This window comes from Sphingomonas sp. (assembly GCF_023266535.1).
Taxonomy (GTDB): domain Bacteria; phylum Pseudomonadota; class Alphaproteobacteria; order Sphingomonadales; family Sphingomonadaceae; genus Sphingomicrobium.
In genome coordinates this window covers 16,125-36,684 of record NZ_JAHFPY010000017.1, presented here as the reverse complement: position 1 = coordinate 36,684, position 20,560 = coordinate 16,125, and the positions used below count along the sequence as shown (strand labels likewise).

General features: G+C 63.8%; 20 protein-coding genes. 11 read left to right on the top strand and 9 right to left on the bottom strand.

Annotated elements, in window-relative coordinates; translation table 11 throughout:
- Positions 1-18 precede the first annotated feature (18 nt).
- The 5 genes from carB to carA form a co-directional block, all read right to left on the bottom strand.
- Positions 19-3,357: a carbamoyl-phosphate synthase large subunit gene (gene carB / locus Q0C64_RS04235; protein WP_294121044.1), complete on the bottom strand. Its 3,339-nt coding sequence runs from the start codon at positions 3,355-3,357 to the stop codon at positions 19-21.
- A complete protein-coding gene (locus Q0C64_RS04230; RefSeq protein WP_294121043.1) occupies positions 3,358-3,690 on the bottom strand; it encodes a ribonuclease E inhibitor RraB in 333 nt (110 codons plus the stop codon).
- On the bottom strand, positions 3,690-3,902 hold the full coding sequence (locus Q0C64_RS04225; RefSeq protein ID WP_294121042.1) for a hypothetical protein: 213 nt from the start codon (positions 3,900-3,902) through the stop codon (positions 3,690-3,692). Before Q0C64_RS04225 ends, Q0C64_RS04230 begins: the two co-directional genes overlap by 1 nt.
- Positions 3,903-3,973: 71 nt before the next feature.
- The gene (locus tag Q0C64_RS04220) at positions 3,974-4,342 is read right to left on the bottom strand and encodes a hypothetical protein (protein ID WP_294121041.1); all 369 of its coding nucleotides are present in this window, start codon (positions 4,340-4,342) and stop codon (positions 3,974-3,976) included.
- Positions 4,339-5,520 (bottom strand): glutamine-hydrolyzing carbamoyl-phosphate synthase small subunit, encoded by a 1,182-nt coding sequence (carA, locus tag Q0C64_RS04215; RefSeq protein WP_294121040.1) that lies wholly within the window; start codon positions 5,518-5,520, stop codon positions 4,339-4,341. The genes Q0C64_RS04220 and carA overlap by 4 nt, the downstream gene beginning before the upstream one ends.
- Before the next feature lie 148 nt (positions 5,521-5,668).
- Here carA and Q0C64_RS04210 point away from each other — a divergent pair, with 148 nt between their 5' ends.
- Positions 5,669-6,121 (top strand): GatB/YqeY domain-containing protein, encoded by a 453-nt coding sequence (locus tag Q0C64_RS04210; protein WP_294121045.1) that lies wholly within the window; start codon positions 5,669-5,671, stop codon positions 6,119-6,121.
- A 66-nt stretch (positions 6,122-6,187) separates the two neighbouring features.
- On the opposite strand, the gene Q0C64_RS04205 is transcribed toward Q0C64_RS04210, so the two are convergent.
- Positions 6,188-6,529, bottom strand: coding sequence for a hypothetical protein (locus Q0C64_RS04205; RefSeq protein WP_294121039.1), 342 nt, complete (start codon positions 6,527-6,529; stop codon positions 6,188-6,190).
- Positions 6,530-6,743: 214 nt separating this feature from the next.
- Between Q0C64_RS04205 and dnaG the strand changes: the two genes are divergently transcribed.
- The 3 genes from dnaG (at position 6,744) to Q0C64_RS04190 (ending at position 11,950) form a co-directional block, all read left to right on the top strand.
- Positions 6,744-8,576 (top strand): DNA primase, encoded by a 1,833-nt coding sequence (gene dnaG / locus Q0C64_RS04200; RefSeq protein ID WP_294121038.1) that lies wholly within the window; start codon positions 6,744-6,746, stop codon positions 8,574-8,576.
- 12 nt (positions 8,577-8,588) lie between these two features.
- Positions 8,589-10,619: an RNA polymerase sigma factor RpoD gene (gene rpoD / locus Q0C64_RS04195; protein ID WP_294121037.1), complete on the top strand. Its 2,031-nt coding sequence runs from the start codon at positions 8,589-8,591 to the stop codon at positions 10,617-10,619.
- Positions 10,620-11,503: 884 nt separating this feature from the next.
- The gene (locus Q0C64_RS04190) at positions 11,504-11,950 is read left to right on the top strand and encodes a hypothetical protein (RefSeq protein WP_294121036.1); all 447 of its coding nucleotides are present in this window, start codon (positions 11,504-11,506) and stop codon (positions 11,948-11,950) included.
- A 155-nt stretch (positions 11,951-12,105) separates the two neighbouring features.
- Here the strand turns inward: Q0C64_RS04190 and Q0C64_RS04185 are convergent, their stop codons facing one another.
- On the bottom strand, positions 12,106-12,663 hold the full coding sequence (locus tag Q0C64_RS04185) for a hypothetical protein (protein ID WP_294121034.1): 558 nt from the start codon (positions 12,661-12,663) through the stop codon (positions 12,106-12,108).
- Between the two features lie 159 nt (positions 12,664-12,822).
- Here Q0C64_RS04185 and Q0C64_RS04180 point away from each other — a divergent pair, with 159 nt between their 5' ends.
- The 7 genes from Q0C64_RS04180 to Q0C64_RS04150 all read left to right on the top strand — a co-directional run bounded on the left by Q0C64_RS04180 (position 12,823) and on the right by Q0C64_RS04150 (position 17,616).
- On the top strand, positions 12,823-13,032 hold the full coding sequence (locus Q0C64_RS04180; protein ID WP_294121032.1) for a dodecin: 210 nt from the start codon (positions 12,823-12,825) through the stop codon (positions 13,030-13,032).
- An 85-nt stretch (positions 13,033-13,117) separates the two neighbouring features.
- Complete coding sequence (locus tag Q0C64_RS04175; protein ID WP_294121031.1) at positions 13,118-13,303, top strand: hypothetical protein; 186 nt, start codon at positions 13,118-13,120, stop codon at positions 13,301-13,303.
- 82 nt (positions 13,304-13,385) lie between these two features.
- The gene (locus tag Q0C64_RS04170) at positions 13,386-14,132 is read left to right on the top strand and encodes a hypothetical protein (protein WP_294121030.1); all 747 of its coding nucleotides are present in this window, start codon (positions 13,386-13,388) and stop codon (positions 14,130-14,132) included.
- A gap of 197 nt (positions 14,133-14,329) precedes the next feature.
- Positions 14,330-14,611: a PspC domain-containing protein gene (locus Q0C64_RS04165; RefSeq protein ID WP_294121029.1), complete on the top strand. Its 282-nt coding sequence runs from the start codon at positions 14,330-14,332 to the stop codon at positions 14,609-14,611.
- Positions 14,612-14,809: 198 nt separating this feature from the next.
- The gene (locus tag Q0C64_RS04160; protein WP_294121028.1) at positions 14,810-15,478 is read left to right on the top strand and encodes a hypothetical protein; all 669 of its coding nucleotides are present in this window, start codon (positions 14,810-14,812) and stop codon (positions 15,476-15,478) included.
- Positions 15,479-15,606: 128 nt separating this feature from the next.
- Positions 15,607-16,449: a MoxR family ATPase gene (locus Q0C64_RS04155; protein WP_294121027.1), complete on the top strand. Its 843-nt coding sequence runs from the start codon at positions 15,607-15,609 to the stop codon at positions 16,447-16,449.
- On the top strand, positions 16,450-17,616 hold the full coding sequence (locus Q0C64_RS04150; RefSeq protein WP_294121026.1) for a cystathionine beta-lyase: 1,167 nt from the start codon (positions 16,450-16,452) through the stop codon (positions 17,614-17,616).
- Positions 17,617-17,649: 33 nt separating this feature from the next.
- On the opposite strand, the gene Q0C64_RS04145 is transcribed toward Q0C64_RS04150, so the two are convergent.
- Entirely contained in the window at positions 17,650-19,056 is a 1,407-nt protein-coding gene (locus tag Q0C64_RS04145) for a methyl-accepting chemotaxis protein (RefSeq protein WP_294121025.1), read from the bottom strand.
- 2 nt (positions 19,057-19,058) lie between these two features.
- Positions 19,059-20,456: a methyl-accepting chemotaxis protein gene (locus Q0C64_RS04140; RefSeq protein ID WP_294121024.1), complete on the bottom strand. Its 1,398-nt coding sequence runs from the start codon at positions 20,454-20,456 to the stop codon at positions 19,059-19,061.
- Between the last annotated feature and the right edge of the window lie 104 nt (positions 20,457-20,560).

The window sequence follows — 20,560 nt, the reverse complement described above, 5'->3', positions numbered from 1 at the left end:
AGCGGATTAAGGGGAAAATCAGTTCTTCGAGGCGGAATAATAGGATTGGAGCGATTTTACTTCAAGCGCGTGCCCGCGCAGCGCCTCGATCGCCCGTGCGGTCGCCAGGCTGGCAGGGGCGGTGGTGTAATAGGGCACCTTGTTCTTGAGCGCTGCCTCGCGGATCGCCTGGCTGTCTTTCAGCGACTGCCAGCCTTCGGTGGTGTTGAACACCAGCTGGACGTCGCCGTCGACGATCCGGTCGACGATGTGCGGCCGGCCCTGTGCTACCTTATTGACGCGCTCAACCGGCAATCCCTGCGCCTCGAGATGCGCTGCCGTGCCGCCGGTAGCGATCAGGTGAAAACCGAGCTCGACCATCTTCTGAGCGGCCGGGACGATATGATCCTTGTCGGTATCCTTGACCGAAATGAAGACGGTGCCCTTGTCGGGCAAGAAGACTCCGCCGCCGATCTGGGATTTGGCGAATGCGATGTCGAAATCACTATCGATTCCCATGACTTCGCCAGTGCTCTTCATTTCTGGTGACAGCACGGGATCGGTGCCGGGGAACCGAACGAACGGGAATACGCTTTCCTTGATCGCGATGTGACCGATGTCGCGGTCGATCGGGTCGAAGCCACCCAGCGCTTCTCCGGCCATGACGCGGGCCGCGATCTTGGCGACCGGGCGGCCGATAGCCTTGGCGACGAACGGTACAGTCCGGCTGGCGCGCGGATTGACCTCGATCAGGTAGATTTCGCCATTCTTGACCGCGAACTGGACGTTCATCAGCCCCTTGACGCTGAGCGCCAGGGCCAGCGCCTCGGTCTGCCGTTCGATCTCGGCGATCACCTCGTCCGACAGGCTGTAGGGCGGGATCGAGCAGGCGCTGTCGCCCGAGTGGACGCCTGCTTCCTCGATATGCTGGAGGATACCGGCAACCGCGACATCCTTGCCGTCGCAAATGGCGTCGACATCGACCTCGATGGCGTCGCGCAGGTAGCGGTCGATCAACACAGGCGAGGTTCCCGACACCTGCACCGCGGTGGCGATATAATGGTCGAGTTGCTCGGGGCCGTCGACGACCTCCATCGCCCGCCCGCCAAGCACATAGCTGGGGCGCAGCAGCACCGGGTATCCAATGCGTTCCGCCACCGCGATCGCCTCGTCGCGGCTGCGGGCTAGGCCATTGGCCGGCTGCTTGAGGCCGAGCTTGTCGACCAGCTTGGCGAAGCGCTCGCGGTCCTCGGCCAAGTCGATGCTGTCGGGTGAAGTGCCAAGGATCGGGATGCCATCGGCCTGCAGTTCGGCAGCGAGCTTCAATGGCGTTTGTCCACCCAGTTGGACGATCACGCCCTCCAGCCTGCCCTTTTCCGCCTCGCGATGAAGGATTTCGAGCACATCTTCCGCGGTCAATGGCTCGAAATAAAGTCGGTCGCTGGTGTCCGGATCGGTCGAGACCGTCTCCGGGTTGCAGTTGACCATGATGGTCTCAAAACCCGCGTCCTTCAGCGCGAACGACGCATGACAGCAGCAATAGTCGAACTCGATGCCCTGGCCGATGCGGTTGGGCCCGCCGCCGAGGATCACGACCTTGCGACGGTCGCTGATTTCGGCCTCGTCCTCGGGTTCGCCGAACAAGGGCGCTTCGTAGGTCGAGTAGAGATAGGGCGTTGCCGCATCGAACTCGGCCGCGCAGCTGTCGATCCGCTTGAACACCGGCCTGACACCGAGCTTCAACCTGGCATTGCGCACTTCGGCCTCGGTGACGCCGCCGGTCAGACCCTTGAGCGCATCATGGACCACACCGCCGCTGCGCGCCGCGGCCTCCGACATCTGCCGTTCGACATGGGCCGAACGAAGCGCCAGCTGGGCCAGGCGCTTGTCGGAAAAGCCCATCGCCTTCAGCCGCCGCATGCCCGCGGCATCCTGCGGCAATCCTTCGTCGCGGACCTGCTCCTCGGCCTGGACGATCTCCGCCAGCCGCTCGATGAACCAGGGGTCGAAGCCGCTGACCTCATGGATCCGCTGGACGGTGAAACCGTGACGCAGCGCCTCTGCCGCGACCAGCAGGCGGTCGGGCGTCGGTTTTCGCAACCGGTTCTCGATCTCCGCTTCGGGCGCGGTCTCGAGCTCGCGAACCCGGTCGAGTCCGTTGAGGCCGGTCTCCATGCTCCGCAGCGCCTTCTGCAGGCTCTCGGCGAAGCTGCGGCCGATCGCCATTGCCTCGCCGACCGACTTCATCGCCGTCGACAGCATCGGGTTCGAACCCTTGAACTTCTCGAAGGCGAAGCGCGGCACCTTGGTCACGACATAATCGATGGTCGGCTCGAAGCTGGCCGGGGTGGCGCCGCCGGTGATGTCGTTGGCGATCTCGTCGAGCGTATAGCCGACCGCCAGCTTGGCCGCGACCTTGGCGATCGGGAAGCCGGTCGCTTTCGACGCCAGGGCCGAGGAGCGCGACACGCGCGGGTTCATCTCGATCACGATCATCCGGCCGTTTGCCGGGTTGATCGCGAACTGGACGTTGGAGCCGCCGGTCTCGACCCCGATCTCGCGCAGCACGGCGATCGAGGCCGAGCGCATCCGTTGATATTCCTTGTCGGTCAGGGTCAGCGCCGGGGCGACGGTGATGCTGTCGCCGGTATGGACCCCCATCGGGTCGACATTCTCGATCGAGCAGATGATGATGGCGTTGTCCGCGCGGTCACGGACCACCTCCATCTCATATTCCTTCCAGCCGAGCAGCGATTCCTCGATCAGCACTTCGTCGGTCGGGCTGGCGTCGAGACCGGTCTTGACGATCTCGACGAATTCCTCGCGGTTGTAGGCGACGCCGCCGCCGGTGCCGCCGAGCGTGAAGCTGGGGCGGATGATCGCCGGCAGGCCGGTCACCTCGAGCAGCTTCAGCGCGTCGTCGAGGTTATGGGCGATGCCGGATCGGGCGCTTTCCAGCCCGATCTTGTCCATTGCCGCCTTGAACTTCTCGCGGTCCTCGGCCTTGTCGATCGCCTCGGCCTGCGCGCCGATCAGCTTGACGCCATATTTCTGCAGGACGCCGGTCTTGTTGAGGGTCAGCGCGGTGTTGAGCGCGGTCTGCCCGCCCATCGTCGGCAGCAGCGCGTCGGGCCGCTCCTTCTCGATGATCTTGGCGACCACCTCGGCGGTGATCGGCTCGATATAGGTCGCATCGGCCAGCTCCGGATCGGTCATGATCGTCGCCGGGTTGGAATTGACGACGATCACGCGGTAGCCCTCGGCCTTCAGCGCCTTGACTGCCTGCGACCCCGAATAATCGAACTCCGCCGCCTGGCCGATAACGATCGGGCCGGCGCCGATGATGAGGATCGATGAAATGTCGGTACGCTTGGGCACTCAGTCCTGCTTTCCCTGGCGGACCATCGAAGCTTCCCAACCGTCGTATTCCGCGCCGAACCGGTTGGCCAAATCGCACATCTTCTTCATCTCGCTTTCCGACCAGTTGCGGTCGGTAACCGCGAATATTTCGGCGATCACGCCCGGCGATGCCTGGGTCGAGCTGACGACATAGCCGTCGTTGCCCAGCACCTCTTTCAATCCGTTGACGTCGCCATCGTAGAAATAATGGATGACATGGCGCCCGTCCGACAGATCCTCGCCGTTGGAGGTCAGCGCCGAAAACACCGCTTCGTTCATCAACACCTGCTGCTGCCAGTCATTGTCGGCCATCAATTCGCCTCCTCGGGGAATTGGACAGAATCAAGCACCACCATCTTGAGGTGGTTGCGGCGGGCATATTGATGGACGCAGTGGCGGTGCTCGGGGGTCGGCTTGGTCCGAAACAGGATCAGCAGCTTCTTGGCCTCTTCATCCTGGATCAGCTCGCCATAGGTGAGCCCGCAGGCCAGCGAGGCGCTGTTGAGCTCGTCCACCGTATGCATCCGCGGCGTTGCACAGGCGGAGAGAGCCAGTCCAGCTACCGCTACGGCGAGCCACCCAAAGCGACTGTGGGTCACGAGAGCCACCCCTGCTTTTCAAGCTGAAAGCCTCTTGGTGCCCGTGCACGGATGCAGCCAATGTCGTCCTGCTCGAATTCGGGGCTTACGGTGAATGCCAGCGATGGTCGGCCCTTCCATTCGCCGGCCTTGCCGAAATGCTCGCAAGCTCCATGCCGTTGGAATAGATCGAGCGCCGCTTTTTGATTCTGACGATCCGCCTCAGACAGAGGTTCACTAGAGTACATCACATAATGATTTGGACGGCTGATGAACCATAGGTAGGCCAGTAATGCGACGTACAGGCAGGCAATGAAGGCAAGCAGAATTGCCAATCCTCGAAGAATTGATGCGCCGAAGCCTGCCGTCTTCGCAACGTAGCTCACCGCATCATCCCCACGAACTTCTCGAACAGGTAGAAGCTGTCCTGCGGGCCGGGCGAGGCCTCGGGGTGGTACTGGACGCTGAACGCCGGACGGTCGGTCAGCTCGATCCCGCAATTGCTGTCGTCGAACAGGCTGACATGGGTTTCGCGGACGTGTGGCGGCAGGCCGGCGCGCTCGACCGCGAAGCCATGGTTCATGCTGGTGATCTCGACCTGCCCGTCCTCCAGCCGCTTGACCGGATGATTGGCGCCGCGGTGGCCCTGGAACATCTTGGCGGTCTTGCCGCCGACGGCCAGCGCCAGCATCTGGTGGCCGAGACAGATGCCGAACAGCGGCTTCTTGCTGTCCAGCATCGCCTGGATCACCGGCACGGCATATTCGCCAGTCGCCGCCGGGTCGCCCGGGCCGTTCGACAGGAAAAAGCCGTCGGGCTTGTGGCTCATCACCTCGTCGAACGAAGCGGTCGCCGGTAGCACCGTCACCCGCGCCCCTGCCTCGACCAGGTTGCGGAAGATGTTGCGCTTGGCGCCATAGTCGATCGCCACGACATGCGGCTGCGACATGTCGTTGCCGCCGAGCGCATAGCCCTCGCCCAGTTCCCATTTGCCGCCGCTCCACGCCTCCAGCTGGTCGCGGCTGACCTCCCTGGCCAGGTCCATGCCCTCGAGGCCCGGCCATTCCGCCGCCATCTGCTGCAGGGCGTCGAGGTCGAACTGGCCCTTGGCGTTATGGGAAATGGCGATGGTCGGCGGCCCCTCGCGGCGGACCAGCCGGGTCAGCGCCCGCGTGTCGACGCCCGAAATGCCGATACGGCCCGTGGCAGCCATCCAGGTCGGGAAGTCTTGGGTGGAGCGGAAATTCGATGGCGACGTCACCGCCTCGCGCACCAGGCATCCCAGCGCATGCGCTTCGCCCGCCTCGACATCCTCTTCATTGGCGCCGACATTGCCGATATGCGGGAAGGTGAAGGCGATGATCTGCCGCGCGAACGACGGATCGGTCATGATTTCCTGATACCCGGTCATCGCCGTGTGGAAGCAAAGCTCTCCAACCATCTGGCCCTCGGCGCCAAAGCCCCTGCCCCAGATCGTCCGGCCGTCGGCAAAAACAATGACTCCCGTCGCTCCCTCGGGTTGTGGGGTGCGCTCGGCCAAAGGGACATGGCGTGCATCGGCCATCGGCGGGAGGAGCCTTCCGTCTAAAGTTTTGCGGCGATTTCGCTAAGCCATGGCCGCTACGCGGGAAAGCGCTGCACGTCAACGCTGTGAAACCCGCCAATTCGCCGTTAGGACTGGTCCTTTCCGATGAAGCAAAATGGGTGAGCGGATGATTCGCGACGAGATCAAGGCTGCGCTGATTGGCGCGATGAAGGGCGGCGACAAGGAAGGCACGGCGACGATCCGGCTGATCCAGTCGGCGATCAAGAACCGTGACATCGAGCTGCGCACGGCGTCGCAGCAGCCGGACGACGCCCAGCTGGTCACCGAAGTGCTGCAGAAAATGATCAAGCAGCGGCGCGAATCGGTCGAGCTTTATCGCAAGGGCAACCGCGAGGAGCTGGCGGCCAGGGAAGAGGCGGAGATCCTGGTGATCGAGCGCTTCCTGCCGGCGCAATTGAGCGAAGCCGAAGCCGAGGCTGCGATCCAGTCGATCATCGCCGACACCGGCGCCTCGTCGATGAAGGACATGGGCAAGGTCATGACCGAGGTAAAGGTCCGGCTCGGCACCCAGATCGAGCCGGCCCGCGCCAGCGCGCTGGTCAGGGCCGCACTCGCCTGAGCCCAAGAAAAAGGGGCGCCGGATCAGCCGGCACCCCCTCTTCAATTTAGGCGATGGATCAAGCGGCTATTTGCTCAGCCCCTTCACGTCATCCATCACAATCTTGTAGAGCCTGGTGGCAACGCCCGTGGCGGCTGCGCCAGCGGCCAGCAGGGCAAGCCCGCCCATGACCGCGCTCAACTGCGTTCCCACTGCCGGGATGTTGCCCAGCGCCGTACCGACGAGCGGCAGCACCGCGACGTACAGCAGGACGGTGACGAAGCGGTCATCTGGAGTCGTGAGACCGGCGATGAGGCCGAGGACCACGAGCACCAACGCGACGTTGAGACCGCCCGGTATGGCGACGAAGCCTGCCACAATGGCAAGCAGGATTCCCAGCGCTCTGCCGAGCCCGGACAATTTATTCATGATCTATTCCCCTCCCATTTGATTCCGCCCGGACGGTCTTGCGCCACCTCGTTTCGGAACCGGGACAGGTTACCTGCAATTAACTCCATTCATAGTCGAAATGAATCGTTTCAAATCAAAGCGCTGGGCCGCGCGTTAAATTTTCACACGGCGACAATGGGGTGAAAGCAACGACTCGGTTGAGCCGTCCCGCCTGTCGCTCTATCGCTTGGCGGTGACGCTTTCCCCCGCCTGGCTGGATGAATTGAGAGCGCGGACGACGCTGTCCGCGGTGATCGGGCCGTCGGTCAAGCTGATCAAGGCCGGGCGCGAGTTCAAGGCCTGCTGCCCCTTCCATAACGAGAAGACGCCGAGCTTCACCATCAACGACGAGAAGGGATTCTACCATTGCTTCGGCTGCGGGGCGCATGGCGACGCGATCCGCTTCCTCACCGACCATCGCGGGCTGCAATTCATGGATGCGGTCAAGGAGCTGGCCGGCAAGGCGGGGATGGAAGTCCCGGCGATGGATCCGAAGGAGAAGGAGCGGCAAGACCGCGCGGTCGGGCTGCACGAGGTGATGGCCGAAGCTCAGAAGTGGTTCGCCGACCAGCTGAACGGGGTCGAGGGTGGTGAGGCCAGGGCATACCTAGAGGGCCGCGGGATTACACCTTCGATGACCCAAAGGTTCGGAATCGGCTATGCGCCGGACGCCAGGGGGAAGCTCAAGGCAGCGCTCAAAAAACTGGGCGAAGACAAGCTCATCGACTGCGGACTTATCATCAAGACTGAGGAAAAGGAGAGCTACGACCGGTTTCGCGGGCGGGTGATGATCCCGATCAAGGACCAGCGTGGAAGAGTGATCGGCTTTGGGGGAAGAATCCTGGGCGCGGGGGAGCCCAAGTATCTGAATAGTCCGGAGACTATCCTCTTCGACAAGGGGCGCACGCTGTACAACATCGACCGCGCGGGACCAGCCAGCCGGCAGGCGCGAAGATTGATCGTGGTCGAAGGTTATATGGACGTTATCGCGCTGGATCGCGCCGGAATCGCCGAAAGCGTGGCTCCAAACGGCACTGCGGTGACCGAAACGCAGCTGGAACGGATGTGGCGGCTCGACGGACAGCCGATCTGCTGCTTCGACGGGGACGCGGCGGGGCAGAAGGCGGCGGTGCGGGCGGCGATGCGCGCCCTGCCCCATCTGGCCCCCGAGCGGACGCTGCGGTTCGTGGCGCTGCCGGCCGGCCAGGACCCCGACGATCTGGTGCGCAGCGGAGGCAAGGAAGCGGTCGAGGCGCTGCTGGCCGCGCCGGAGCCGCTGGTCGAGCGGCTGTGGCGCTACGAGGTGGAAGCGGCCCCGCTCGATACGCCCGAGGCCCGCGCCGGCCTCAAGCAGCGGCTGATAGAGCACAGCCAGGCGATCGGCGACCCGTCGGTGCGGCAGCTGTACAAGGAAGAATGGCTGCGGAAGTTCGACGCGCTGGTCCGGCCGCAGCGGGAGCAAGTGCGCAGCCTCTATCCCAAGCGGGAATGGCAGAAACGCGGCGGAAAATTCGTACCGCCGAACCCGCCGACCCTCGAATCCACCCGCGGCGTCCACCGCGGCGGCATCGAACCGCCGATCGCCCGGGCGCTGCTATCGGGCTTCATCCTCTACCCCGATGCGCTGCACGACCATGTCGAGGAACTGGCGCACCTCAAGATCGCCGACCACGGCTGCGCGGCGCTTCGCGACAACCTGGTGCAAATTGCCATGTCGGGCCAGCATCTTGATCGCGAGGGCTTAAAAACCATATTGGCAGGGCAAGCGGCGGGCACGGATGTTCGGCGCGGTGCGATGCGGTTTTCCTTTACGCAAGCCGGGAGCAACCCACAGGTCGCGCTGAACGACCTTGGCTCGGCGTTGGAAGCGGTCATTGCACGGGGCGAAATCGAGCTCGCGCTGAATGAGGCGACGCGGCGGCTGGAACAGGATTTTTCCGATTCCGCCTATGCCGAGCAGCAGCGACTGATGGCTGCCCAAAAGAGTTACAACGACAGGCTGGCTTCTCTCGCCAGCAGTGAGTAAGCGGCGAACCCAATGGCGAAGAACGACACCACCGAAATCGAAACCGAAACCGGCGACGCGCCGCTGATCGACCTCAACGACGTCGCGATCAAGAAATTGATCGCCCGGGCGAAGAAGAAGGGCGTGATCACGGTCGACGAGCTCAATGACGCGCTCCCCAGCGACCAGATGAGCCCCGACCAGATCGAGGACATCATGTCCGCGATCAGCGAGATGGGCGTCAACATCGTCGAGAGCGCCGAAGAGGCCGAGGAAGACGAGCAGCAGGACGAGCCCGAGGACGAGGTCGACCCGCTCGACGAAGGGTCCCCGCGCCCGGCGGTCGCGACCAAGAAGGAAGCGGTCGACCGCACCGACGATCCGGTGCGCATGTATTTGCGCGAAATGGGCGCGGTGGAATTGCTGTCCCGCGAGGGCGAAATCGCCATCGCCAAGCGGATCGAGGCCGGCCGCGACACGATGATCTGGGGCCTGTGCGAAAGCCCGATTACCTTCAACGCGATCATCGAATGGTCGAACGCGCTCAACGAAGGCAGCATGCAGCTGCGCGAGATCCTCGACCTGGAAGCGATGCTGTCGAAAGGTCCGACCGCCGAGCAGCTGGTCGAGAGCGAGGAAGGCGGCGAAGGCGAAGGCGAGATCAGCGAGAAGGTCGCCGGCCCGGCGTTCAAGGAAGAGGAAGAGCCGGAAGAGCCGGAAGCCGCGCCATCGGACGACGAGGACGACATGGTCGAGCGGCGCACCCAGCGGCCGGTCGAGGAAGATGACGAGGACAATACGTTGTCGCTCGCCCAGATGGAGGAAGCGCTCAAGCCGACGGCGCTGGAGAAATTCGCCGGGATCACCTCGCTCTACAAGAAATTCTCCAAGCTGCAGCACGCCCGGATGGAAGCGCTGTCGAGCGGCCAGGATCTCGCCCCGTCGGACGAGAAAAAGTACCAGAAGCTCAGCGAACAGCTCACCGCCGAGGTCGAGAGCGTCCAGTTCCACGCCGCCAAGATCGAATATCTGGTCGACCAGCTGTACAGCTATAACCGCCGGCTGATGGCGCTGGGCGGTCAGATGCTGCGCCTGGCCGAGCGCCACCGCGTGCCGCGCAAGGCGTTCCTGGAAAGCTATACCGGCAGCGAGCTCGACGACAGCTGGCTCGATCGCGCCAAGGGCATCGACAAGAAGTTCGCGGCCTTTGCCGCCGCCGAGCAGGACAGCGTCGAGCGGATCCGCGGCGAGATCGCCGAAATTTCGCAGTCGACCGGCATGGCGCTCAGCGAGTTCCGCCGCATCGTCAACCAGGTCCAGAAGGGCGAGCGCGAGGCGCGCATCGCCAAGAAGGAAATGGTCGAGGCGAACCTGCGCCTGGTGATCTCGATCGCCAAGAAATACACCAACCGCGGCCTGCAGTTCCTGGACCTGATCCAGGAGGGCAACATCGGCCTGATGAAGGCGGTCGACAAGTTCGAGTATCGCCGCGGCTACAAGTTCAGCACCTACGCCACCTGGTGGATCCGGCAGGCGATCACCCGCTCGATCGCCGACCAGGCGCGGACCATCCGCATCCCGGTGCACATGATCGAGACAATCAACAAGCTGGTCCGCACCAGCCGCCAGTTCCTGCACGAGACCGGCCGCGAGCCGACGCCCGAGGAACTGGCCGAGCGCCTCTCCATGCCGCTGGAGAAGGTCCGCAAGGTGATGAAGATCGCCAAGGAGCCGATCAGCCTGGAGACGCCGATCGGCGACGAGGAGGATTCACACCTCGGCGACTTCATCGAGGACAAGAATGCGGTGATCCCGGTCGACGCCGCGATCCAGGCGAATTTGAAAGAAACGGTGACGCGGGTGCTGGCGTCGCTCACCCCGCGCGAGGAGCGCGTGCTGCGCATGCGCTTCGGGATTGGGATGAACACCGATCATACGCTGGAGGAAGTCGGGCAGCAGTTCAGCGTGACCCGCGAGCGGATTAGGCAGATCGAGGCCAAAGCCCTCCGCAAATTGAAGCACCCCTCACGTTCAAGGAAAATGCGCTCTTTCCTCGACCAGTAGGAGGGCTTTCCACAATTCGAGGCGAAGGCCTGACGGACGTGCCACGCGCAGTCCGTCCGGGGGACGGACGAGCATGGCGCGGAAGTATGGCTATTGCGGTCTGCAATGAGCAACAACTTGCTCTATGAAATCCGTAAGAGGATGTCCGTTGGGGAGTGGGTCGGCGAGTACCGAAAGCGCCTTAGCCGTCCAAGCGTTCTTGTTTTTGGTGTAGGGCAATGCTTCGCCCAGCCAAGCTTCTCGTTCCCCGACCGGGACCGCAAATATTCCCAACGCACGAAGCATTTGATCAAGTTCTTTAAATAGCGCCCTACCCTGGTCCGAAAGGCGGTCTTGGCCACGGCGCTTCAAATCTTGCCACACCGATGCGACATCCCGAACAGCACTCAATTGAGTTCGCGTCTGCTTCAATTTGGTTCGGGGATCACCGTCATTGTCTAACAGTTGCATGACGGTCGTCAGGTTCGATTTGACGTCGAAGAAACGATAGCGTCACCGTCAGACTCCACGATGATCACGCCATCGTAGAATAATCCATCAAGCACCCGCTCGGACGAAAGTACCGGATCTTCCGCTATCTTTTTTAGCTCAACAGGATCCAATTGACGGCGTAAGAATGCGTCCAATCAGGATTACGGTGATCACGGTGACAGGTGATTACGGTTGATTACGGTGACACGATTACGGTGACGATTACGGTGGATTACGGTGACAGGAGTACGGTGACAGTGCACCAATTTCGCGCACCACCGCTCCTCATTGCCCGCAACCATGAAAGGGACTAGGTAATCCGCCGCTCGGTAGAGTCGCCAAAGGCGCTCGGGCGAACCTTGTTTTTTCCGCCTCGAACGCCTCGGACGACCCAATAGGAAAGGGACGTCGAAATGGTGATTGAGACGCTCGAAAAGACCACGACCAGCAGGAAGGAACGCCGCCGGAAGGCCGTTGGCGCCATCCTGGACGGCATCGAGGCGGATGGCCTGCAAGGCCTGTTCACCGCTGTCGGCAGGATGATCGGCGAAAATCAGCCGTCGATCGACTGCGTGCGGGAAGCCGAGGGTGCATTTGGCCCCGGCGCCACCAGCGGCGGCTTTAGCGAAGACGACACGCTGGAGGATATCGAAGGGTCTATCTTTGGCGACAATGTGTGGGACAGCGCGCTCGATTTTGCCGCCTGCCTGAGGAACGCCGAGCTGGAGCCGGTCGAGCCTGACCCGGTCGAGCCAACGGACCCGCACCCCGACCCGCCCCCGCCTCCGCCATGGGATTTGAAGGACAATGTGGCGGATATCGTGCTGGCGGGACTGCTCGTCCGCCTGAAAAACGGGTGATCGCCTGCCTGGACGCGGCGGGGCCGAACGCCCCGTCGCTGCCGTCGGCGTAAGGCGTTACGGAGTTCGCTTTCGCAATGCTGACGAATGGTTGCGGCGGTAAAAAGGGCCGAGCGCGAGGCCCGGCCCTTCCTTACTCGACAATATGCCGCGGCCTAATTGCCGCGGTGGGCCATGGCCCACGTCTTTTGCGTCGCGATCCAGGAATCGCGAGCGGCGAACCAGTCGGCCCGGCGCTGCGCCCATTGCCCGGCGGTCAGGCTGCTGCGATCGACCAGCCACTGGTCGCGCATCGCCTGCCATGCCTTGCGGTCGACGGTGAATTCCTCCCGCCACGCTTCGATGTCGTCCTTCAGCGCGGCGCGAATGCGGGCCGCGGCACTGTCCGGCAGGTCGGCGCCACCGCGCACCGCCGCTGCCAAAGCCGCCGCGTCGGCGCGATGCTGCTGTGCCTGAACCTTGAGCTCGGCGGCGGAGAGATGCTGCTGGGCAGCGAAATCACGGCCGAACTGGCCATGTTGCGAGCCAAGATCGCGGCCGAGGCTGCTGGTGCCCATACCGCCACCCAACTGGCCCGGAGGCGTCATCGGGGGGCCCGCGCCCATGCCGCCGCCCGCGCCGCCGCCGGCCCCGCCGCTGCGGCCCTGGGCCAAGGCGGTCCCCGCGCTGGCCACGGCGATGCACGCGACTGCTACGAGAAGCTGTTTGCGCACGACATTCTCCCTAAAGCATACAGGATATCACCAACGCACCGGCAATTCGATGGTTTCATTTTCGAGTGCGGCGTACCTCCGCCGCGCCCGGCTACCCTCTGCGCCCCGGCAGGCGTATGCTGGCGCGTCCGCTCCGCTCAGGCTCGGGAGTTCGCCCACATGACCAACCACGTCTATAAAATTCTCGAGCTGGTCGGCTCGTCGCCCGACAGCATCGAGGATGCGATCCAGGACGCCATCTCCCGCGCCTCCAGCACGCTGGAAAACGTCCGCTGGTTCGAGGTGCTCGAAACCCGCGGCCATGTCGAGGACGGCAAGGTCTCCCACTACCAGGTGACGATCAAGGCCGGATTTACGCTGAAGGGTTAGCTTCGCTGCAGCCATTTGCGGGGACACGGAATACCATGTCCCCGAAATGCCAGTTCGTGCGTTTATTCGCGCGAGGAGGCTGGCTGTGCCGCGTCATATCGTCGCCATCGGATTGCTGACCGAGGAGGACCTGGACCTGCTCGGCCGGACTTTCACGCGGCTGTGGCCGGTCGACAGCGTGCCCCAGTTCGACGAGCTGCTGGCGGCGATCGACGAGGCGGATTGCCGGATGGAAGCGGCACTGGCCATGGAAGAACCGGGGGTGGAGTAAGCAAGCGGTTGTGAATATGGGGACACTCAATAGAGACCCCAATTCACTTACCTGACAGCTAGGCTTCCTTAAGGCCGCACTCTTGAGCGCGACATTCCAACATAGCGAAAACGGCCAGGAACGTTCGCCAGTAAGGCGGCGGCTGGCGTCGCTGGCGCTGGCGCTGGCGATCGAGGTGGCGCTGCTGCTGGCGCTGCTGACGATCGACCTTCGGGAACCGCAGAAGCCGCAGTTCAAGGGCGGGAGCATCGCCACCTTCGATGTGTCGAGCGCCAGGGAGAACAAGGCCGCCGCCTCGGCCGAGCGGATGGTCAAGGCGCTGAAGGAGATCAAGCACCCCAGGCTGCCGCCGCTGCCCAACGCCATCACCGAGCGGCCGCTGCCGATCATGGAGGTGAGCAAGGATTTCCTCGACGCGGCGGACATCAGCAAGCTGGGCAGCAATGCGCCGGGCGCGGGGAAGCTGGCTGGCAATGCGCCAGGGGACAGCGAGATGGTCGGCAATGCGCCCAACGGCGAGCCGCTCTACGCCGCCGAATGGTACCGCGAGCCGACCAACGCCGAGCTGTCGACCTATATGCCCAAGTCGCTGGCCGAGGACGGCTATGGCTTGGTGGCGTGCAAGACGGTGGCGCGGTTCCGGGTCGAGAATTGCGTCGAGCTGGGCCAGACGCCGGGATCGCACCTGGCCGGCGCGGTCCGGCAGGCGGCGTGGCAGTTCCTGGTCCGCCCGCCCCGGGTCGGCGGCAAGTCGATGGTCGGCGAGTGGGTAAGGATCCGCATCGACTATCATATCGAACGCAGCAGCGACGCGGCTCCGGCTTATTAAGTCCATAGCCGGTTTCGATTGGCCGCCGCGGGCCCGCGCCGGTAAATGGGACAAATTCCCAACCGGCAGCCGGGAATTGGCGCGGTGCACCAACTCCGCCGCACCATTCAACCGCTAAACCACGCAAATCCGCCATTGGCACGGCAGTTGCTTAAGGATGGGTACAGAACCCTGACTATAAGCCGAAAGGTATGATGATGACCAACACGACCCCGCTTCCTTTGCGTAACGACACCATCCTTGGTGTGTGCGAAGCGATCGGCCGCGATTTCGGCTTCAACCCGCTGTGGCTGCGGCTGGCGTTCATTGCCCCGCTGTTCTTTGCCCCGACCCTGACCATCCTGGCCTATTTCGGCCTCGGTGCGGTGGTTGGCCTCACCCACTGGTTCGCCCCGAACGTGCCGGCGTCCGAGCAGGTCGTCGAAGCCAAGGCGACCCAAGTGTTCGAGGACGACGACGCGCTGCCGATCGCGGCGTAAGTATTCACAGGTTTTTCGGGCCCGGAACCCTTCCCCATCCCCTCCGGGCCCGGAAACGTACCAATTTGAGCCGCTTTTTAACCTGCCTCACCAAATGATGAAGCCGGTCTAAACCCTGTCTTTACGCTAGCCGGTTAGAAGCTTGTCCCAAGGTCCCTCGCCAGGACCCTTTAAAGCGTAGGACAGGAGAGACCGGGCATGGCGATCAATCAGGCAGTCGACCGGACGGCGATGACCGCTGCCCAGCTGCAGCTGTCGCGAGTCGAGGCTGAGGGCTCGGCCGACCATGCCTATCGCCTGCGCCTGATGAGCGCGTCGGGTCCGACCCACGCGCGCGACCTCGCCGACGCCGTCCATCTGTTCTGCTCGCTCTATGGCCGTCACCCCGGCCTGATCGAGCTGGCGCTCAACAATTGCCCGGCCGGATCAGTCCGCGACTGGCTCAAGGAAGCCTCCGACGCCTATGAGCGCGAGCGGCTGTACCTGGTGCGGCTGACCGCCTCGGTCGGCCCGCTGCCCTCGACTCCGGGCGCGGCCGAGACCGAAGCGGCGCTGGTCGCCGCCCGCCACGCGATCGAGACCCTCGCCGGATCGGAGCGGCGCGGCTGCGCGCTCGGCGCGGCGACCGCGCTGATGGCCGACTGGCCGGCGATCCGCGCCCTATTCGACCGCGCGGCCAACCGCGTTGGCATGCAGATCCCCGTCCTGACCCTGCCCGAGGAAAGCTCGATCGTCCGGGTGATCGGCGACGGTACCGACGGGCCGGCAAGCGAGCGCGCCCTGGGCTTCGGCGGCGAGCAACTGCTACTCCAGAACCGCGCCCTGTTCGACCTGCTCGAAGCTCGCGCCGGAGCGCGCATCGACTAGACTGAAGCGCGCAGCCTGTCCGGGGGAGCGTTTTAGTACGCCGCGCCGGGGGCGCGGCTGCGCAATACGGCGAGCACTGGAAGCCGGCAACTTGCCAAACCAAAATGGACAGCCAATAGGCAGTCCCCATGCGTTTCGAAGGCACTTCCAACTATGTCGCGACCGACGACCTCAAGGTCGCGGTCAATGCCGCGGTCAAGCTGCGCCGCCCCCTGCTGGTCAAGGGCGAGCCGGGAACCGGCAAGACGGTGCTGGCGCACGAGATTGCCGAGGCGCTCGGCGCGCCGCTGATCGAATGGCACATCAAGTCGACCACGCGCGCCGTCCAAGGCCTCTACGAATATGATGCGGTGGCGCGGCTCAGGGACGGGCAGCTCGGCGACGAGCGGGTCCACGACATCAGAAACTATATCAAACGCGGCAAGCTGTGGGATGCGTTCACTTCGCCCGAGCTGCCGGTGCTGCTGATCGACGAGATCGACAAGGCCGACATCGAATTTCCCAACGACCTCCTCCAGGAACTCGATCGGATGGAGTTCCACGTCTACGAGACCAACGAGACGGTGAAGGCGGTCGAGCGCCCGGTGGTGGTGATCACCTCGAACAACGAGAAGGAATTGCCCGACGCCTTCCTGCGCCGCTGCTTCTTCCACTACATCCGCTTTCCCGACCGCGACACGATGAGCGCGATCATCGACGTCCATTTCCCCAAGATTCAAAAGCTGCTGGTCAGCCGTGCGCTCGATATCTTTTACGACATCCGCGAGGTGCCGGGCCTCAAGAAGAAGCCGTCGACCAGCGAACTGCTCGACTGGCTGAAGCTGCTGTTGCACGAGGACATGCCGCTCGAGGTGCTGCAGAACCAGGACCCGACCAAGGCGATCCCGCCGCTGCACGGCGCGCTGCTGAAAAACGAGCAGGATGTGATGATGTTCGAGCGGCTGGCGTTCATGGCGAGGCGCAAGGTCTAGATGGCGGACGAGCCGAAAAAACGCCGGCTCGCTACCAGGCTGATCCGCCCGGATCGCCGCGCTCCAACCGAATTCCAGTCGCTGGCGACGCCGACCGCGCGCGGATCGACAGTGCTGTTCAAGTCGGTCGCGGACGCGCGCGATTCAACCGATCCCGACCAATATCGCTACGGTCTCTACGGCACGCCGACGGTCCGCGAGCTGGCGCTGCAGATTGCCGCGATCGAGGGCGCCGACCATTGCCTGATCGTGCCAAGCGGACAGGCCGCGCTCGCCCTCCCCTATTTCGCTTTCTGCAAGTCAGGCGACCATGTGCTGCTGACCCGCAGCGCCTATGGCCCCAATACCGAGCTGGCGTTCGACATGTTGAAGGGATTGGGCATCGAGGTCGAGCGCTACGAGCCGATGATCGGCGGCGGCATCGCTGACCTGATCCGCCGCAACACGACGCTGGTCTGGACCGAAAGCCCGGGTTCGATCACCATGGAAGTGCAGGACATTCCGGCCATCTGCGCGGTGGCGCATGAGCGCGGCGTCAAGGTCGCGATCGACAATACCTATGGCGCCGGCGTGCTGTTCGACGCCTACGCCGCCGGCGTCGACATCAGCATCCAGGCCCTCACCAAATATGCCGGCGGGCATAGCGACCTGCTACTGGGGTCGGTCACCACGCGCGACATCAAGCTCGACCAGCAGCTCCGTGCCGCCCAGCGGCTGCTGGGAATGGGCGTGTCGCCCGACGATTGCTCGCTGGTGCTGCGCGGACTCAAGACGCTCGACGTTCGCCTGCAGCGGCTGGGGGATTCGGCGCTGAAGGTGGCGCACTGGCTCAAGCAGCGCGACGAGGTCACCGCCCTGCTCCACCCCGCCTTTCCCGATTGCCCCGGCCATGAAATCTGGAAGCGCGACTGGAGCGGCTCGGCCAGCATCTTCTCGGTCATCTTCGGCAATTGGACACGCGAACAAGTCGTTCGCCTCGTTGACGCCTTGGAGCTGTTCGGGATCGGCTACAGCTGGGGCGGCGCCGGCAGCCTGGTGATGACCTATGGCGATTTGAGGCGCCCGACGCCGGAGACAGGCAAGCTGCTGGTCCGGCTGAATATCGGGCTGGAGGATCCGGACGATTTGATCGAGGATCTGGAGCAGGCGCTGGCAGCAGCGGCCTGATGTGCCTGGGCCCCGGCCTTCGTCGGGGAACGCTCACTCTTCCCGGTACGCCAGCTCGAAATTGCCCCAGCGGCGGCCATTGACCCACAGCGGTACGAAGATGTCGTGGGCGACGACCCAGCTGTCGATGCCGAGGTCCCAGCGGAAGGCCGCGACCAGGGCCTCGGCATTGCTTTCGACCGCGCGCTTGGTGGTCTCGTCGAGCGTGATCAGGCGGTTGCGGCAATTGGCCGCGTTCCAGTCCGGATCGTCGCGCTGCGGCTGGCAACGTTCGCTGATATGGGTCGGCAAATAGCTGTTGGTGTCGCTGATCACCGCCGCGACGACCCGCGGATCCTCGCGCATGACCCGGTCGAGGATCGGCCGAACCTGGGCGTCGGCGAAATCGCAAAAGCGGTTGAGATATTGCTGCGGATTGCTGCCCGGCACCGGGACATAGTCCTGGTCGAACACGTCGCCGATGGCGATGCGCCCGTCGGCGACAGCCCGTTCGATCAGCGCCGCGATCTCGACCGCGGTGTCCTTGGCCTTGTCGACCAGCGGCGTGATGGCGAGGCGAATGCCCGAGTTCGCCAGTGTATCGAGCATGTTGTTGGACAGCATTTCGAGGTGGCTGAGGCGTTTCTGGGCCTTGATCAGCTTGCCGCCATTGTCGCGGGCATCGCCGGCAAAGTCGCTAAGGCCGGCCTTCACCCGGTCGACGCTGGTCTGGATGAGGCTGGTCGAATGGGCGATGCCCTCGGTCTGGCGGTCGACCATGGAGACGATCTCGGTCACTTCCTTGACCGTCTCGTTGATTTGGCTGAAGCCGGCCTGGGCGGTGCGGCTGCGCTCGACCCCGGTCTTGATCTCCGACGTGACAGCGCTGGCCTCGCGGGTCAGCTCACCGATGGTCGAGGCAATCTGGCTGGTCGCGGCGCGGGTATCATGGGCCAGCTTCTTTACCTCGGCGGCAACCACCGCGAAGCTGCGGCCGGCGTCCCCGGCGCGGGCCGCCTCGATCGTGGCGTTAAGGGCGAGCATGTTGGTCTTCCGCGCGATCGTCTCGATCGTCGAGGAGACGGTCTGGACCTGGTTCATGGCGCCGGCAAAGCCGGCCATCCGCTCGCCCAGCTGGACGATCAGCTCGGTCAGCCCCTTGAACCCCTGGATGGTGCCGTCGATCGCCTTGCGACCGGCCTCGAGCTTGGCCTTGGCCTGTTCGGAAAGGAGCCGCGCCTCGTCGGTCGAATCCGAAACCCGCGCCTGGTCGGCGAGCAGCCGGGTGGTCACTTCCTCAAGCGTGTCGAGCACCTTCAGATGCTCGCCGATCCGCTCCGCCACCCCCTCGACATAGCCGGCAACGTCGCTGCACTCGATCGACAAAGACCCGCAATCGCGGGCGACATCGGCAATCGCGTCGGCGTTAAAGTCGGTTGAGGCTGATCGCGCCTGTGTCACGACTATTCGTCGCGGTAAGCGAGCTCGAAATTGCCCCAGCGGCGGCCCTTGAAATAGAGCGGCACAAATACGTTCTTCACCGGGATGTAGCGGTCGCCCAGCTCCATCCGGTAGGTCGACAGCATCGCCGGCTGCTCGCTTTCGCAGGCCTTGCGGGTGATTTCGTCCATGAAGATGCGCTTGTTGCGGCAATTGGCATCGTTCCACACCGGATCCGGACCGGGAGTCTGCGACCGCTCGCTGAGGTGGGTCGGCAGATAGCCGTCGAGATTGGTGATGGCCGAGCCGATGATCTTGGGCTCGGTCGACTTGAACTTGTCGAGCAGCGGCCGGACATATTTGTCGGCGATATCGCAGAAGCCGTTGTTGTATTGCGGCGGGTTGGAGCCTTCGATCAGCTGGTAGTTGCGGTCGTGGACCGCCTCCATGCTGATCTCGCCCTTGTCGATGGCCTGTTCGACCGCCGCGTTAATCGCCCGCATCGCTTCCTGGGCAAGCAGGATCATCGGCGTGTCGTCGATCTCGGCGCCCGAGTTGGCCAGTGTATCGAGCATGTTGTTGGACAGCATTTCGAGGTGGCTGAGGCGTTTCTGGGCCTTGATCAGCTTGCCGCCATTGTCGCGGGCATCGCCGGCAAAGTCGCTAAGGCCGGCCTTCACCCGGTCGACGCTGGTCTGGATGAGCGACGTCGAATGGGCGATGCCCTCGGTCTGGCGGTCGACCATCGAGACGATCTCGGTCACTTCCTTGACCGTCTCGTTGATCTGCGAAAAGCCGGCCTGGGCGGTGCGGCTGCGCTCGACCCCGGTCTTGATCTCGCTGGTGACGGCGCTGGCCTCGCGGGTCAACTCGCCAATGGTCGAAGCAATCTGGCTGGTCGCGGCGCGGGTGTCGTGGGCCAGCTTCTTCACTTCGGCGGCCACCACCGCGAAGCTGCGGCCGGCATCGCCGGCGCGGGCCGCCTCGATGGTCGCGTTAAGCGCCAGCATGTTGGTCTTCCGCGCAATCGTCTCGATCGTCGAGGAAACGGTCTGGACCTGGTTCATGGCGCCGGCGAAACCAGCCATCCGCTCGCCCAGCTGGACGATCAGCTCGGTCAGTCCCTTGAACCCCTGGATGGTGCCGTCGATCGCCTCGCGCCCGGCCTCAAGCTTGGCCTTGGCCTGTTCGCTAAGGAGCCGCGCCTCGTCGGTCGAATCCGATACCCGCGCCTGGTCGGCGAGCAGCCGGGTGGTCACCTCCTCGAGCGTGTCGAGCACCTTCAGATGCTCGCCGATCCGCTCCGCCACCCCCTCGACATAGCCGGCAACGTCGCTGCACTCGATCGACAAAGACCCGCAATCGCGGGCGACATTGCGGATCGCATTTTCGGTAATTTGTTCGATGCCGAGCGTGGCCATTGCACCCAGTTCCCCACTTGAATTCGGGGCATGGCTTACCGGCCAAGTGCTAAAGCCTAGTTAACCACGCGAAACATGGCATCGCCGGGCGGGCCGCGCTAAGG